7 protein-coding genes and 1 pseudogene are annotated in these 17195 nt (G+C 70.9%); 3 read left to right on the top strand and 5 right to left on the bottom strand.

Going from position 1 to position 17195, the window contains the following annotated elements:
• Positions 1–1784, bottom strand: a pseudogene (locus ACXJKL_RS02120) (hypothetical protein); the annotation flags it as partial.
• A 62-nt stretch (positions 1785–1846) separates the two neighbouring features.
• The gene (locus tag ACXJKL_RS02115; RefSeq protein ID WP_457205394.1) at positions 1847–2929 is read right to left on the bottom strand and encodes a sulfite exporter TauE/SafE family protein; all 1083 of its coding nucleotides are present in this window, start codon (positions 2927–2929) and stop codon (positions 1847–1849) included.
• Between the two features lie 458 nt (positions 2930–3387).
• Here ACXJKL_RS02115 and ACXJKL_RS02110 point away from each other — a divergent pair, with 458 nt between their 5' ends.
• The 3 genes from ACXJKL_RS02110 to ACXJKL_RS02100 all read left to right on the top strand — a co-directional run bounded on the left by ACXJKL_RS02110 (position 3388) and on the right by ACXJKL_RS02100 (position 11583).
• Positions 3388–8799: a PKD domain-containing protein gene (locus ACXJKL_RS02110; RefSeq protein ID WP_457205393.1), complete on the top strand. Its 5412-nt coding sequence runs from the start codon at positions 3388–3390 to the stop codon at positions 8797–8799.
• Positions 8800–9062: 263 nt separating this feature from the next.
• Positions 9063–10214: a hypothetical protein gene (locus tag ACXJKL_RS02105; protein ID WP_457205392.1), complete on the top strand. Its 1152-nt coding sequence runs from the start codon at positions 9063–9065 to the stop codon at positions 10212–10214.
• Between the two features lie 208 nt (positions 10215–10422).
• Entirely contained in the window at positions 10423–11583 is a 1161-nt protein-coding gene (locus tag ACXJKL_RS02100) for a hypothetical protein (RefSeq protein WP_457205391.1), read from the top strand.
• 94 nt (positions 11584–11677) lie between these two features.
• Here the strand turns inward: ACXJKL_RS02100 and ACXJKL_RS02095 are convergent, their stop codons facing one another.
• From ACXJKL_RS02095 to ACXJKL_RS02085, 3 genes are all read right to left on the bottom strand, one after another.
• Positions 11678–14719 carry a lamin tail domain-containing protein gene (locus ACXJKL_RS02095; RefSeq protein ID WP_457205390.1) on the bottom strand — a complete coding sequence of 1014 codons (3042 nt, stop codon included), beginning with the start codon at positions 14717–14719 and terminating at the stop codon, positions 11678–11680.
• A 202-nt stretch (positions 14720–14921) separates the two neighbouring features.
• On the bottom strand, positions 14922–16481 hold the full coding sequence (locus ACXJKL_RS02090) for an oligosaccharide flippase family protein (protein WP_457205389.1): 1560 nt from the start codon (positions 16479–16481) through the stop codon (positions 14922–14924).
• Positions 16478–17195 (bottom strand): hypothetical protein (locus tag ACXJKL_RS02085; RefSeq protein ID WP_457205388.1); only part of this gene is annotated, 718 nt, incomplete at its 5' end. The genes ACXJKL_RS02085 and ACXJKL_RS02090, both read right to left, overlap by 4 nt.

Genomic DNA, 17195 nt, shown 5'->3' with positions numbered 1-17195 from the left:
TTGGGGTCGTAGCTCGACAGCGTGGTCGCGCCGTCGATGCGCACGCTGAAGCGGCGCGTCGTCGTCGACCGGCTGGCGAAGTAGAGGCGCACCTGGGCGGTGGTGCCGGCGGGGACCGGGAGGGCCCACTGCATGTCGGTGCCCCCGCTGGGGTCGTAGCGCTCGGAGGTCCAGATGCCGAGCGGCGTGGTGGCGGGGACGTTGACCAGGTTGGCTGCGGTGAGGGCGCTCCGGGTGGCGGTCAGGCTGCCGGTGTTGTGCAGGCTGCTCGAGGTCGCCGTGTCGGCGACCCAGTCGGGACCGCTGTCGAGCGAGGCGATCGCCGCCCCGCCGGCGTTGACCCGGTACAGCACGTTGCTGGTCGCCACGGGGGCGCCGACGTACACGTTGCCGGGCAGCGAGCCGGTGGACTTCGAGGCGGTGGCGGAGCCCTCGTCGTAGGGGAAGAACGCGATCCGGGGGCGCTGGTAGCGGTTGTCACCGATGAAGTCGGTGTCGCTGACGACCCACACCCCGGCGTCGGTCTCGTAGATCTCGTACGCCGCCTCGCCGCGCGGGTTGCGTCCGGGGTTCCACGTGAGCGGTATCCCGCTCTGCGGGTCGAGTGCCGAGAGCCCGGGCCGCGGTACGGCGCCCTGGGCGGCGCGGTCGGACCCGCTGGGGTTGTTCGACCAGCGGTTGTGGCCCCCGATGTAGACCGCGGCCTGCGTGATCTCGACGCCCCACAGGGTGTCGCCGCCGGAGGGGTTGGTCCAGGTCGGGGTCAGGGAGGTCCCGACGGCATACGTCTCGAAGCGGGCGGCGGTGTCGCAGAGCGTGCCCGAGTGCGGCCCACCGGTCGTGGCGATGACGAAGAACGACCCGTCCGGCGACATCTCGACGTCGCGCATGTAGCTGTCGAAGGCGTTGGGGGAGCAGATCGGCGTGTACAGCGTGGTGTACCAGGTCGGGGACACCGTGGCCCGGTCGCCGGTGAGGTCGATCATCACGATCTGGTCGCGGGCGACGCCGTCCACGGTCCGGAAGTTGCCCACCACGACCATGCGGTCACCCGCAGGGGACAGCGCGGACTCGCGCGGTCCGATGGGCGCCTTGGCGCCCGTGCCGGTGTTGTGGTTGCCAGCGGCGACGAGGTTCATGAACGGGTCGACCGCGCCGGTGGTGGCGTTGAGCGTGGCGAACTGTCCTGCGCTCGCACCCCCGATGCTCTTGAAGAAGCCGCCGATGAACAGCCGGTTGTTCGGCAGGAGCTCCATCGTCTCGATGCCGCCCGCGGTGCTGGGGGCCTTGAACGACGAGACGGCCTGCCCGGTCGCGATGTCGAGCAGCTGGAGGTGGTTGGGGCCCTTGCCGTTGATCTTGGTGAAGTCGCCGGCGACGTACACCGTGGTGGGCGTCGGACCGGGCAGCAGCTGTTGCACCTCACCGTCGACCGTGGGGTTGAACGTCTGGCTCACCAGCCCGGTGGTCGCGTCGAAGGCGAACAGGTTCTGGCGCGCGGCGGGGGTGCCGTTCATCGGGTCGGCCACGCGGGTGAAGAAGCCGCCGGCGATCATCGTGTTGCCGACCTGGACGATCTTGTTGACGCGCCCGTCGAGCACCCACGGCGTCTTCCTGCTGGGGACGTCCCCCGGCATCTGGTTCGCGGCGGGCGCAGCGGCCGCGGCGGCCGCCGGAGCCGCCGCCACCAGGGGCGTGGCGGCCTGGGCCGCGGGGGTGAGGGGGCCGACCGAGAGAGTGAGGGCAAGGCCCGCCACCAGGGCGAGCAGCTGTCGTGGCCGCACGTGTGTCTCCAGACGTTCAGTAGGGGGTCGGCCCGACAGCAGCAGCTGGCGGAGCCCGCGGGTCAATCTCTCCGCGAGCCGCCGTGGGCGGGAGGAGTGGAGGCTGAACTGACCACAATTGGGGAGGTCTCGCGGTCGGGCTTCGCCACCCGGAGGCCGCCGGGCCGGTACGTGGGGTCCTCGACCTGGTCGAGGGTCGGCGCGCCGAACATGGGCAGTCCGGTGGTGCGGCGCAGGCCGCCCCAGACCAGCGGGAGCAGCACGACCATGACGAGTCCCACGACGGCGACGAGCACGGGATGCGTGTCGTGCTCGTCGGCCCCGAGCGGCGCCCATCCCGCCTTGTCGAGCAGGGCGACGCCCGACATGGTGAGGACCACGACGATGCCGCGACGGATGATCGACTGGGGGACCCGTGGCGCGATCAGGCTGCCGAGGACGGTGCCCGGCACGGAGCCGAGCACCAGGGGGATGGTGAGGGCCCAGTCGAGCCCGTGCAGGGCGATGTTGGAGATCGCGGCGGCGAGCACCAGCGGGACCGCCTGCACCAGGTCGGTTCCCACGAGGCGGACGGCCGAGAGGCCGGGGTAGAGCATCAGCAGGGCGATCATGATGACCGAGCCCGAGCCGACACTGGTGATGCCGACGAGCAGACCGCCGAGGGCGCCGACGAGCAGCGTGGGGACGGGCCGGATCGTGGGGTCGGTGTCTCCTGCACGGACGCCGGTGCGCATCCGCCGCAGGTTGATGTAGAGACGCAGGGCGTACGTCGCGGCCGCGAAGAGGAGCGCGAAGCCGATGCAGAGCTTCAGGGTGCGATCGAGGGCGCCGGGAGGGGCGAGCCGGTTGATCAGGTGAGGTCCGAGCAGCGCCATCGGGACCGAGCCGACCACCAGCCAGCCGGCCAGCCGCAGGTTGGGGGAGCCGGTGCGCTTGTGCACGATCGCCCCGCCGGTCTTGTAGACGGCGGCGGCCGTGAGGTCGGCCGTGACCACCGTCGCGGCGTCGCCCACACCGAGGAAGATCAGGGCCGGCGTCATCAGTGCCCCGCCGCCCATGCCCGTGAGGCCGACGACCACGCCCACGAGGAATCCCGCCAGGAAGATCGCGGCGAAGGTGCCGGCGACGATGTCGGAGAGGGCCACCGGCTCAGCTGCCCCGGGTGGCGAGGACCATGCCGGCCTCGAGTTGCTTTGCCATGATGTGACCCCCCTCTGGGCGATGGGCCGGCCACGGCACGCGGTCGGCAGCGCGTCGGCCCGAGGCCGCCGCGGCGGGCTCCATCTCATCCAGTCGAGGGACTCCACCGGTGTGGCGGCGGGAAATGACCCACATGTTGGGGAGGCAGAGGCGCAACGGCACGGGCACGACCCGCGTCGATGCGTGGTGACTCCGGAACCTGAGCCGGGCGGGTCATCGATATGGGTGATAGAGCCGCGAACACGCCGCTGACTCTTCGCCCGTCCTTTTACGTTCCCGTCAGGCTGCCTGCGTCGGCAGCCCTTCCGTTGTGAGGAGTGCAGGGATGAACCGTTCTCAGGCAGTCGTGCGATCGGGGCGCACGTCGTCAGTTCTTGTCGCCGTGGGCGCCACCGTGGCGTCCATGTTGGCGATCCTCGGGCTCGGCACTGCGCCAGCCTCCGCGGCCGACACCATCGCGTTCCGCGCCTCGGCGCAGGGAGCCTTCAACCAGTCGACCGCACGGCTCGTCATCCCGGCGGCGGTGCGTGAGACCGACGGCATGCTGCTCTTCGTCACCACCAACGTCGCGAACGCCATCACCGTGCCGCCGGCGGGCTGGACCCTCGAGGGCACCCGGACGTCGGGCACGGACACCCAGACCACGCTCTACACCAAGGTCGCCGCGGCGAACGACGCCGGGCGCAATGCCGCCGTCACGTTCTCGGCGACGACCAAGGCCACGATGAACCTGGTGGCGTACGACGGCACCGCCGCCGACCCGGTCGCCGTCGCCGCCTCGACGGCCGAGACCACCAGTCGTGCGACGCACACGACTCCCGGTGCGAGCGTGACGACCGCCGGCTCGGTCGTCGTCTCGTACTGGGCGGAGAAGTCGGGCTCGCTCACCACCGGCTGGACGACCCCCGCGGGACAGACCTCGCGCGGCGTCGCCCTCGGCACGGGCGCCGGACGGATCACCGCGATGGCCACCGACCCCAACGCCCCGGCTGCCGCGGGCACGAGCGCCGGTGTCACCGCGACGTCGGCCGTGGCGAGCGCCAAGGCGACCATGTGGTCCGTCGTGCTCCAGCCCGACCCCGGTGCCAACCCCAACGTCGCCCCCGTGGCGTCCTTCACCGTCAGCTGCCCGCAGGCCACCTGCACGGTCGACGCCTCGGGCTCCACCGACACGGCGCCGGGAACGGTGGCCTCCTACGCCTGGGACTTCGGCGACGGCACCACCGGGACCGGCGTGTCCACCACCCACACCTACGCGACCGGCGGGTCCAAGACGATCACGCTGAGGGTCACCGACAACCAGGGCCTGACCTCGGCGCCGGCCACCCGGACGGCGACCCCGACGGTGGCCACCGTCCCGTCCTCCGGTCAGCCCAACCACAACCGGCTCGTGCCGGACCAGCCGCGTGCCAACACCCCGCGCATCAGCAACGGTGAGATCTGGGACATCGAGGTCGTGCCGTCGCTGAACCGGGTGTTCATCGCCGGCAACTTCACGTCGCTGGCCAACACCGTCACCCCCACGACGACGATCAACCAGGCGGGGCTGGCGAGCTACAACTACCAGACCGGGCTCATCGACACGAGCTTCCGCCCGACGTTCAACGGTGGTGTGTCGGCGGTCGAGGCGAGCCCGGACGGCACCAAGCTCTTCGTCGCCGGCTCGTTCAACACCGTCAACGGCGTCGCCAAGCAGAAGGTCGCGAGCCTCAACCTCACGACCGGTGCGCCGCTGAGCACCTTCGCCTTCACCAACAACACCAACAACCAGGTCCAGTCGCTCGCCGCGACCAACTCGACGCTCTACGTGGGCGGTCGGTACACCCGCATCAACGGAGTGCTCCGCACGGGCCTGGCCGCGGTCAACGCCGCGTCGGGCGTCGTCGACCAGGGATTCGACAACCAGATCGCCGGCGGCATCGGCGTCAACGGCCAGCTCGGCGTACCGCAGCTCAAGCTCACCCACGACGGGACCAAGCTGCTGGTGGTGCACACCGGCCGCAGGATCGACGGCCAGGACCGGCTCGGCATGGCCATCATCGACACGGCCACCAAGGAGCTCCTGCCGTGGCGCAGCACCCTGTGGGACGACAACCTGGCCCGCGTCGGTGGCGTCACCCGCATCTACGGCGCGGACGTCGCTCCCGACGACTCCTACTTCGTGGTCACCAGCGGCTCGGGAGGCGACGCGCCGCCGATCAGCGACACCGCGATCGCCTACCCCCTGAACGGCACCTCCCTCCAGAGCTCGGACGTGCAGCCGCTGTGGATCTCGCGGCACTTCGACAGCATCTACTCGGTGGCCATCACCGAGGTCGCGGTCTACGTCGGTGGCCACTTCCAGTTCGTCGAGTCCCCGACCTCCAACGACCCGTACCCGGGACTCACCAACGTCGGCTACGGCACCGGACAGGGTCTCGCCGGCTACGGCCTGGGCGACCAGGTCGTCCGTCGTGACCACATCGCGGCACTCAGCCCCACCAACGGGAAGTCCCTGGAGTGGAACCCGCTCGACGGCTCCAACTCGTTCGAGGGCAACAAGGCCATGGAGGCCACCCCCCGCGGGCTGTTCATCGGCGGCGACGGCATGTACCAGGGCGGGGTCAGGACCGGCCGCGTGGCGTTCTACGACCTCAACACCGTGGCCAACCCGCCGGCGCTGCCCGACACGACGATCACCACGCCCATCGAGGGCCGCGTGGTCGCCAACAAGACGCCGTTCGAGGTCACCGGCACGGCGCGGGTCGCCACGGGCACCGTCGGTCGTGTGCAGGTGCAGATCACCGACCGCGACAGCGGCCGGTACCTCACCGCGGACAACACGTGGAGCACGACCGTCACGTCGATCAACGCGACCCTCGGCGGAACCGGCACCACCCGGACCTGGTCGCTCGGCAACCGCGTGATCGACGTCAACCGGCGCCTGCTGGTCTCGGCCCAGGCGTTCACGGCGGCCACCGGTGGCACCGGCGACAGCACGCGTGCCACCAAGCGGTTCGAGTCCTTCAGCACCGACGACCAGACCCCGAGCACCAACATCACGGGGCCGAGCGGCATCCAGACGTCGACCAGCTTCACCGTGACCGGTACCGGCACCGACGACGTCGGGGTCAACTCCGTCACGCTGTTCTTCCAGGACGCGCAGGGCCGCTACCTGCAGAACGACGGCACGGTGGACAGCATCTACAACACCTTCCGGGTCACCCCGGACGTGATCGGTGCCCCCGCGGCGACGTGGTCCTACGACGTGGTCCTGCCCCACGAGGGTGTGTGGCGCGGCGGGGCGATCGCGGTCGACACGGCCGGCCAGTCCGACCTGCGCAGCGCGACGCGTGACTGGACCGTGGACTCCAACGCGGTCGCTCCCACGGTCGCGATCCAGGACCCTGTCCCGATGACGCCGCCGTTCGCGGTCCCCGCCGTCACCGTCGAGCCGGGTGGGCGCCTGACCTTCGCGGGGTCGGCGTCCGACGACGAGGGGCTCAGGAACGTCGAGATCAGCCTGCGCAACACCTCCACCGGCGAGAACCTGGGCGCCGACTGCAGCTGGGGAGCCCAGGTGAGTGCCGGCCAGTGCCGGGTCTCGCCCGTGGACATCGCCGGGTCCAACTACAGCTGGACCTGGACCACCCCGTTCAACCTGTCGGCCGGCACCTACAGCTTCACCGTGCGGGCGACCGACGACGACGACCTCACCACCTCGTCGACCAACCAGGGCAGGTTGACCGTCACCGCGCAGATCGCCGGCGACCTTCCCCCGAACGCGAACATGACGTTCGTGGCGCCGACCGACGAGTCGCTGACGGTCAACCTGGCCGGGGACGCCACGGACGACGTCGGCGTCGAGAGCGTGCGGGTGTCCTTGCAGGACCGCGACACCGGTCGCTACCTGCAGGCCAACGGCGCCATGGCGGCGACCATCGCCTACCGCAACGCCACCCTGGCGACGCCCAACGCGGTCAGCACGACCTGGTCGCTCCCCGCCATCACGCTGCCGTCCGGAGGCAACTGGCGCTTCACTGCCATCGCCTTCGACACCCGCGGCCAGCAGGACCCGAGCGTGGCCACCGGTGCGTACGCGGCCTACCCGGGTGACGGTCCGCCGACGCTCAACGACGCCCTGGCGCAGCCGTCCAACGGGGCCACGTTCTCCGACGGCAAGATCGTCGTCAACGGTCGCGCCGAGGACGCTGCGGACGCCTTCGCCAGCATCGCCTCGGTCCAGGTCGCGGTCGTCAACGCCGCGGGCCAGTACATGAGCTCGACGGGGACGTTCACCAGCACCACGGAGAGCTTCCGCACGGCCTTCCTCAACAGCCCGGGAAGCGTGGGGTCCAACTACTCCTACACGACCCCGGTCATCCCGAGCGGGACCTACAGCGTCATCGTCCGGCCGGTCGACGTCCACAACCAGGTCATGGTCGCGCCCAAGACGTCGACGGGGATCGTCGTCTCCGCGCCGGCCAACAACCCGCCGGTGCCGAGCTTCACCTACACGTGCAACCAGAACGTGTGCACGTTCGACGGGCGTGGCTCGACCGACGAGAACGCCGCCTCGCTGACGTACTCCTGGAACTTCGGCACCCAGGGGACGGCGACCGGCGCACTCCCGAACAAGACCTTCACGGCTCCGGGCACCTTCCCGGTCACCCTGACGGTCAAGGACGAGTGGCAGGTCTCGGTCACCTCGGCCGCCCAGAACGTGACGATCGCCGAGCCGGCGGGCAACTCCGCCCCGGTCCCGACCTTCGTCCAGAGCTGCTCGGGACTGACCTGCTCGGTGAGCAGCGCCGGCACCGCCGACCCCAACACGGGTGACGTCATCGCCTACTCGTGGAACTGGGGCGACGGGACGCCCGTCAGCACCGGGGCGTCCCCGGCAGCGCACGTCTACGCGGCCGCGGGCAGCTACACGATCACGCTCACCACGACGGACGGCTGGGGCAAGACCGCCTCGACCACCCGGACCGTGACCCTGTCGGAGCCCGCCGGGAACACCGCCCCGAGCGCCACCTTCACGGTCACCTGCACCTCGTTCACGGTGTGCCAGACCAACAGCGCAGGGACGGCGGACCCCCAGGGGGACGCGATGCGCTACTCCTACGACTGGGCCGACGGGACGACGCCCAGCACCACGGCCAGCCCCGCCCACACCTACGCCTCGCCGGGCACGTACCAGATCGTCCTGACGGTCACCGACGTGTGGGGCAAGGTGGGGACGGCGACCCGCACGGTGACGATCACCGAGCCGGCGAGCAACGCCGCACCGACCGCGGTCATCGCCTCCGGCTCCTGCACCACCGTCAACACGACGTGCACCATCGTGGCGACGGGGAGCAGCGATCCCGACACCGCGAGCGGGGACGCCATCCGCAACTACGTCTGGAGCTGGGGTGACGGGACGGCGGACACCACCGGCACGTCGGCCACCCAGGCGCACGTGTTCCCGACGCCCGGGACCTACACGGTCACCCTCCGGGTGCTCGACAAGTGGGGACGGGCGAGTGCCCCGGTCACCATCTCGGCGACCACGGCCGCGGCGCCGGCCGGCAACAACGGGCCGACGGTCGTCTTCAACCAGCCCTCCTGCACCGGGCGCACCTGCTCGGTGAGCAGCTCGGGGTCCGCGGACGCGGACGGCGGCATCAGGAACTACACCTGGACGTGGGGGGACGGGACCGCGGACACCGTGACCACGTCCACCAACACCCAGAGCCACGTGTATGCGGCGGCGGGCTCCTACACCATCAGGCTGGTGGTGACGGACAACTGGGGCACGGCGACCACGGTGACGCGGACGGTGACGATCACCTGACCGAGCACGTCACCGGTGGAGGGGCTGCGGACGACTCGTCCGCAGTCCCTCCGCCACGCCGGGGCTGTCCGAAATTTGACACCCTCGAAGGGCCGTCCCTTACCGTTCCTTGGGTTCAGGGACCCCCAGCGCGATCCGACCCGCCCCTGTTTCTCCGTGGTCGGAGGCGGTTGAGCGCCGGCGCGGACGTGGGTGTCCACACTCGTCTCCTGCTGACCATCCCCCCGAAGGGTCAACTCGTGCACTCAGTTTCACGTCGTTCCATGCTCCGTCTCGTCGGCGGTGTCGCCGGCACCACAGGTCTGCTCGGCGCCGGGCAGCTCGCTCCGRCCCAGGCCGCCCAGAGCAAGGTCCAGGCGCGCCTCCACAGCACCACGGTGCAGTCGGGCGGCCGCCTCACCCTCCACGTCTCCGAGAACCTCTCGCAGGCCCGCAAGATCAAGGTCCGCGACAGCGAGGGGCTCGTGTGGAAGCGGATCGTCCGCAAGCCGCGCTACCAGGTGTGGACCGCCACGGCCTCGCAGCCGGGTCCGGGCACCGTGACCGTCGTGACCCGCCGCGCCGACGGCAAGGTCTTCCGCAACCGCCTGGACTACGAGGTGAGCAGCGCAGCCACGCCGAGCAGCGCCGGGTCGCTCGCCGGCGCCGCGCTGGTCGGGATGAGCGCGATGCCGGAGCAGTGGAGCCAGAAGGTGRCCGAGGTGGGGCCGGGCGTGTCCGCGCGTCGTATCTTCGCGGACCTCGCCAGCGGCCCGACCAGCCAGATCAAGCTCGTCGAGGAGGCGCACGCGGCGGGCATGCTGCCCGTCATCTCCTACAAGGTCGGCGGCGACGTCGCGGGAGCCATCGCTGGCAAGTACAACGCCGCGGCCGAGCAGGCCGCCGCCAAGCTGGCCTCCTACGGCCTGCCGACGGCGGTCACCATCTGGCACGAGCCCTACACGGACATGACCGGGGCGCAGTACGCCGCCATGCACCAGCAGCTGATGCCGATCTTCAAGCGTGGCGAGCTGCGGGTGGGCCCCATCCTCAACGGATGGCTCCTCGACAACCAGGTCTCGACGTTCGAGACGTTCTGCCCCGATGAGATGTTCGGTCTCTGGGACTGGGTCGGCATCGACACCTACGAGGCCGGGACCATGTCGAACCCCGGCAAGGTCAAGCCCGGCGAGCGGATCCCGGCCCTGTCCTCCTACCTCGCCTCGCGTGGCGTCGACCTGCCCATCGGTGTCGGCGAGTACAACGGCTACTCCGCCGAGACGATCGCCGCGGCGGGCGAGGCCCTGCTGACCACGCCGAACGTCTGGTTCGGCTGCCTGTGGAACGTCACCGGTGGCGTCGGCGTGGAGCTCAGCGGCGACCGTCTGGACGCCTTCCGGGCCACCGTCGCCGACCCCCGCGCCGGCTCTCTCTGAGGGTGAGACGGGCTTTGCCCAAACTGGGGTAAGTCGCCATCGATTCGGGCGACGCAGCGATGGTCGCGGGAAAGGTCTTTCACGTCCCGTGAACGGATCGGTCGAACACCCACCCGTTGGGCAGCAGTGGCGTCACCCGGGTGTTCGGCCTGAGGCGGTCGTGGGTCGGCAAGTAGGTCCCCACGGACATCTGGAAGGCAGCTCCCCGATGACATCACTCTCACGCCGCTCCGCCCTTCGACTCGCCGCCGGGGCAGGTGGTGCGGTCGGCCTGCTCGGCGCGGGTGCCGTGACTGCCACCGGGGCCTCGCCAGGCGTCCGGGTCGAGCTCTCCAGCACCGAGGTCGCCGTGGGCGAGACCCTCACGGTGTGGGTGAGCGCCGACCTGGCTGCGATCCGTCGGGTGCTCGTCCTCGACACCATGTCCACCGTGTGGGTCCCGGGCCAGGTGGTCGCCCGCGCGCCCCAGGTCTGGACGGGGGTGCCGACCCAGCCCGGAGCGGCGCAGGTCGTCGTGATGACCGAGCGGTACGGCGGGGTGTGGTACGTCGACTTCTTCGACTACTCGGTGACCGGTGTCGCACTCGGCGCCGCGCTCATCGGCATGAGCGCGATGCCCGACGAGTGGAGCCAGAAGGCGGCCGAGGTCGGCCCCGGCATCTCCGCGCGTCGTATCTTCGCCGACCTGGCCAGCGGCCCGACCAACCAGATCAAGCTCGTCGAGGAGGCACACGCGGCCGGCATGCTGCCCGTCATCTCCTACAAGGTCGGCAGCGACGTCTCGGGAGCGATCGCCGGCAGGTTCGACGCAGCGGCCGAGCAGGCCGCCGACGCGCTGGCCTCCTACGGTCTGCCGACCGCGGTCACGATCTGGCACGAGCCGTACACGGACATGACCGGTGCGCAGTTCGCCGCGATGCACCGGCAGCTGATGCCGATCTTCAAGCGCGACGAGCTGCGGGTGGGCCCCATCCTCAACGGATGGCTCCTCGACAACCAGGTCTCCACCTTCGAGACGTTCTGCCCCGATGACCTGTTCGAGGTCTGGGACTGGTTCGGCATCGACACCTACGAGGCCGGAAGCATGTCCGACCCCGGCAAGGTGAAGCCCGGTGACCGGATCACGGCCCTGTCCGCCTACCTGGTCTCCCGCGGGTACGACCTCCCGATAGGTGTGGGCGAGTACAACGGCCACACCGCCGAGACGATCGCCGCAGCGGGCGAGGCCCTGCTGACCACGCCGAACGTCTGGTTCGGCTGCCTGTGGAACGTCACCGGCGGCGTCGGCGTCGAGCTCAGCGGCGACCGTCTGGACGCCTTCCGGGCCACCGTCGCCGACCCGCGGGCGGGAAGCCCGCTCACCACCTAGCCAGCGAACCCGTGCCCCTCCGGGGGCCGGTCGCCTGGATGACCCGGCAGGGAGGAGATCCCCCGCCGGGTCATCTGTGTGCCTCGGGTCCGCCTCAGCGAGGTACGACGTTCGCCGACCGGGCTGACGGCAGGCTGGTCCCGATGGAGTTGATGGCGACGACCTCGAAGCGGTAGTTGCCCGCGGCCAGGGTGAACTCGCGCTGCTTCACCAGCGGCCCCAGCACTCGCGACGTCGTACGGGACAGCACCGTGGCATCGGCTGCGGTGGAGCTCATCCGCAGGGCGGTGACCTGGTAGCCGGTGATGGCGGAGCCTCCCGTGCTGGTCGGCGGGGTCCACCGCGCGGTGGCGGTCAGGGCTCCTCCGACGGCTCCCTGCACCGGGGTTCCGATGACGGGCGGACCGGGAACGGTGGCGGCACTCGACGGCGTCACGGCGTTGGACAGCGCCGAGCTGGCGCCGGTCCCGGCGCTGTTGGTGGCGGCGACCTGGAGGAGGTAGCTGGTGCCGTTGGTCAGTCCCGTGACGGTGAGGCTCCTGGCCGTGGCGCCGGCGGGCCGGAGGGCACCCACCTGCGTCCCGGCGGCATTGACGACGCGGACCTGGTAGCCCGTGATCGCCGACCCGCCGTCGGCGGAGGGCGCGGTCCAGGTGAGGGTCGCGGTGGTGTTGCCCGCCGTGGCAGTGCCGACGGTGGGTGCGCCGGGAGCGGTGATGACGGTGCCGCCGCTGGTGGAGCCGGGAGTGCCCCCACCCGTGGACAGGGCCCAACTGGCGCCGTTGTCGTTGTCGGCGGCAGGGTTGGTCAGCTCCAGGGACTGGCCGCTGGTGGGGGTGGGCCAGCCGGCGCCGCCGTAGGTGAGGGTGTCCGCGACGGATCCGTCGGGCCGGCCCAACGTGAGAGTGCCGGTGGCGGCCAGGGCGCCCGAGTAGCGGTCGCCCACGAAGACCGTGGAGCCGTAGGTGCTGCGGAAGGCGGGGTCGTCGGCGATGAACGTCATGGTCTGCTGGGGCAGGATGACCGTGCCGGGTTGAACGGTGAGGGTGGGGCCGCCGGCGAGGGTCCAGCCGGAGAGGTCGATCGCCTGCGGGTTGGGGTTGTACAGCTCCACGAACTCGGCGGTGTCGCCGCCGGTGGGGGAGTGCTGGATCTCGTTGATCACCATGGCGGGGGTGGCCGGCTGGTTGCCCGGCACCCGGGGGTCCGAGGCGAAGGTCGTGCGGCGGGACGCGATGTCCGAGAAGAGCCACTGGCGGTACTTGGTGAAGCTCGGGCTCGTGGGGTAGGGCCAGGCCGAGTAGTCGAGGGTGATGACGGACTGGGCAGGTCCGACGCGGGCGTCGTACAGCGCCTCCATGCGTCCGGGCGCCAAGATGTCGTTGACCAGGGTCCGCAGGCGCCGGAAGTACATCTCACGCCACTGGGGCACGGCGAGCAGCGCGACCATGAGTGCACTGGTCTTGTCGCCCGGCTCCGCCGGGGTCACGAACYGGCTGTTGACGCTGCAGCAGCCGTTGCCGAGGGTGTGGTCGAGGTCCCACGGCAGGATCGTCCAGCGACCGGTGACGGGGTTCTGGGCCAGGTCGAAGTTCTTCGACGACGAGTCGTGGTGCTCGATGATGGCGGTCACGGCGGCGTAGTTGATCATCTTCGGGATGTCCGCGTTGGCCAGCAGGAAGTCGCGCTCGGCGTTGCCGGTGAGCGCCACACCGTTCAGGAACGCCTGCAACGGGGCGTAGTCGGTCTCGTCGGGGGCCTTCTTGCTGAAGCGTGTGGTGACGGGTGTGCCGGAGGAGAAGGCGCTGGTCTCGGCCTCGAAGTACTGGTGGGTGTCGTAGCCCTCGCGCTCACGCCACGTGCCGTCGTGGTCCTCCTGGAAGCTGTAGGCGCCCTGGAAGACGCCGTTGCGCTGGGTGCGGATCGGGAACATCTGGTGGTTGGCGACGCCGGCTCGCTGGTAGGCGTCCCACGAGAGGATGGCGCGCCCGTGGGCCCGGTCGCTCCAGTCGGCCTGCATGTCGAACTCGTCGACCGGCTCCACCAGGAGGCCGGGCATCGTGAGGTCGTGGTTCTGTGGGAGCTCGAAGGCCCAGCTCACCTTCGGGTCCCGCTGGGACGCGTGGCCCTTGATGTTGATCGCGACGTTGTCGATGACGGTGCCGTTGTAGGCGATCGCCCCGTTGCGGATGATGTCCTGCTCGGGGTTGTTGGTCATCAGGGTGTAGTCGGAGTCGGCGAGGAACCACTCCAGCACGGGGATGGGGCTGCTGATGCCGTGCGGGACCGCGATGCCGAGGAAGTTGACCGTGTCGTCGGCCCGGGGCGAGCGCGTGGTGGCCGTGGCGTTGGTGGCCTCGACCCGGTAGCGGATGAGGTGGCCGGCCGCAGCGCCCGGGATGGTCGCGCTGAAGGTGTCGGCGCCGCCGGCGGCCATGGTGAGGGTCTGCTCGGCGGCGAAGTCGATGCGGTAGCGCAGGACGGCGCTGGTCTGCCCCGTGACGGTGGCGCTCACGGTGACCGGCTGGCCGGCCGCAGGGACGAGCGGGGTCGCGCTCACGCCGGTCACGCGAGGACCCAGACCGGAGCGACGCACGCTGTTGGCGGCGCCGGGCGTGCGGCCGGAGGCGTTGGTGGCGGTGGCCCAGTTGAGGTAGTCGTCGTTGTCGAGCCCGGCGTCGACGAGCTCCAGGGAGGGGCCGGTGCCGTCGGCACGGGCCGGCCAGGGGTCGGACTCGCCGTAGGTCACGGTGTCGATGGTGGCTGCGGTGGCGTCCTTCAGCGAGACGGCCTCCCCGGAGTTCGACAGGTTGCCTCCGTAGACCGCGGCGGGGGCGAAGCCGTAGCTGGCCTGGAACCGGGCGGCGTCCTTGGCCACGACGAGGAACCCGCCGGGGTTGATGGTCGTGCCGGGGGGCAGCGTCAGGGTGATGCCGGTGAAGCTCCACCCGGACAGGTCGACGGGGGACGTCCCGATGTTGGTGAGCTCCAGGTAGTCGTCGCCGTCGAGGTCGGAGAGGGCGTGGAACATCATCTCGTTGATGACGACGTCCGTGGGGGCGGCGGTCGCGGTGGGAGCCTCTGTCACGACCAGCCCGGTGCCGAGGGTGAGGACGGCGGCCAGGAGGCCACCCATCACTGGTCGTCGAGAGTTCATCGTTTCCCCGTCTGTYGAGTGGGGATGCCCGAACTGGCACCCGCCGAGTGGTCCACGACGCGTCGCACGGGTCGACGAGCGGACCGGACCGTGGGGTGTCGAAGAATCCGACACTAGGACGCAGTGCGCCGTTCCTCTTCCTCGAAATGGGGGAAGAGGTCCCGCCCCGCGCGGCCAGTGGTCACGCGTCGGCGGCTGCGTGCGGGACCGACCGCCGTCGGAGCGCCGCGTGGAACGCGTCGAGCCCCAGCGTGGTCCGCTGGACCCAGATGCCGGCGGCGTAGACCAGCAGGCCGACGCCCAGCAGCGCCGCCTCGACGCCGCGCGGAAGGTGGAACAGGGCGCCCAGGGCGCCGGGGCCGCCGAAGCAGACGGCCGCGCCCGAGCCGACCAGGACCGCCGCCTGGGTCAACGGCCACATCGAGAGGTGTCGACGGACCTGGAAGAGCGGGAGGAGGTTGCGCACCACGATCGCGACGGACCAGGCGATCGCGGCGCCCCTGATCCCGTCGAGGGGGATCAGCACGAGGTTGAGGCCGACGTTGACGACCAGGGTGATCGTGCTGTTGCTCAGGCTCAGCCAGCTGTGGCCGGCCATGAGCAGGACGGAGTCCACCGGACCGCAGGCGGTGGCCAGCAGCATCGTCAACGACAAGATGAGGACCACGTCGGAGGCGACGCCGTACCCCTCTCCGAACACCCCCATCAGCTCGGGTGCCCAGGTGGCGAGGACGAGGTACAACGGCCAGGCGGCGAGCATGCTCCACAGGGTGGCGGCCTGGAAGATCGAGTTGGCGGCCCTGGTCTCCCCGCGGGTGAACAACGAGCTCAGCTGCGGGGACAGGGCCTGCTGGACGGACTGCACGAACAGCTGCCCGAGGACGACGAACCTGGTGGCGGCCGTGTACAGGGCGGCCTCGGCGGGAGAGGCCAGGGCCGCCACCAGCACGATGTCGGAACGCTTCAGTGCCGTCTGGGTGACCCGGGCGACGGCGCGCGGAGCCGTGTACGACCAGAACTCGCGGGCCAGGACGACCCAGGGTCGGGGCTGGTCGTCCCCGGTCGACGGCCGGGCCGCGACCATGTGGCGCAGCCAGATGGTGGACACCACGAGTGCACCCAGGTACGGCAACGACCACGCGAGGGCGAGCACCAGGGTGCCGGCGCCGGACAGGTAGGCCACCAGGACGGCGAGCGACTGGAACCCGAGCCGGCCGATGTTCTCGACCAGCACCGTGGGGCGCATCGAGCCCATGCCCCGGGTGCCGGCCAGCACCAGGTCGCTGAGCGCGGCCACCGGCAGGACCAGGGCCAGTGCCCGCAGCATGCCGCGCATCGAGGCGGCGGCCTCCGGGCCCACCAGGTACGGCGCGAGACTCGCCGCCGACGCGTACAGCGCTGCGCCGGCCACCAGTGACAACCCGAGCACCGGGACGGCCGAGATGACCAGTGTCCGAGGCACATCGGCGGCGCGACGGGACGCCAGGTGCCCCGGCAGGACGCGGACCAGCCCGGTGTCGGTGCCCAGGAGCGCGACCGACTCGAGGATGAGGAACGTCGAGGTCGCGGCGAAGAGCGTCCCCGCCACCGTGGGGGAGAAGCCGTTGGTGACCACGACGACGAGGAGGATCCCGAACACCGCGCTGAACGCGGCGCCCGCGACGCTCGCCGTCCCCCGCCGGGCCAGCTTCTCCAGCTGGCCCCGATGGTCGGACTCGAGGGGAGACGCGGTGGCCCTCATCGTGGGGCTCGGACGACCGCTTCGCGCGTCTTCGACTCGACGTCCTCGGTCCCGGTGCGCCGGTCGGACGTGGCGCGGTGCCCCCGACTCGATGGCATCCGTGAGCCCACCACCAGGGCCGCCAGCCGGGTGCGGCCGGCCTGCGCGCGTGCGGCGGTCTCGCGGACGAGCCGGGTCGGGGTACGACGCGCCGTCACGACGACCAGGCCCAGGTCGGCGGCGCCGACGAGGGCCTCTCCCTCGGGGGTGTCGATGCCGGGCGACTGGAGCACGACGAGGTGTCCGTCGTCGACCAGCGGCATGAGCACCTTCCGGAGACGCTCAGGGGCGAGGAGCTCACGGCTCTCGGCAGTGGATCCCCACGGCAGCAGGCACAACAGCGGCTCCACGCTGGGCTGCAGCATCTCGAGCACGTTGAGACGCTCGTGGAGGAGCGCCTCGGCCAGGCCTCGCTCCTCGACCTCCAGCCCGTGGCCGACCGTGTGTGCGTCCGCACGGACGAGCACCACCCGGTGACCGGCCTTGGCGAACGACTCGGCCAGCGCCTCCGAGACCGCGGTCTCCGGCCCGGCGTCCCCGGGGAGCGCGACGGCGATGATCGCCGGTGTCGGCTCGAGGTCCATGACCGTGGCGCGCAGTCGCCGCATGGTGGCCTCGACGGCCGCGACGCCGGCGGCGCGCGACGGGCGGGAGCGCCAGCCGCGCGGCCGCACG

It is taken from the genome of Nocardioides sp. P5_C9_2 (genome assembly GCF_054049555.1).
The sequence above is the reverse complement of the archived record's forward strand: the minus strand, read 5'-3'. Positions and strand labels throughout refer to the sequence as shown.

Excerpts from the sequence above, each read along its gene's own strand:
- ACXJKL_RS02110 (WP_457205393.1), top strand. The coding sequence starts at position 3,388 with ATGTTGGCGATCCTCGGGCTCGGCACTGCGCCAGCCTCCGCGGCCGAC.
- ACXJKL_RS02100 (WP_457205391.1), top strand. The coding sequence starts at position 10,423 with ATGACATCACTCTCACGCCGCTCCGCCCTTCGACTCGCCGCCGGGGCA.
- ACXJKL_RS02090 (WP_457205389.1), bottom strand. The coding sequence starts at position 16,481 with ATGAGGGCCACCGCGTCTCCCCTCGAGTCCGACCATCGGGGCCAGCTG.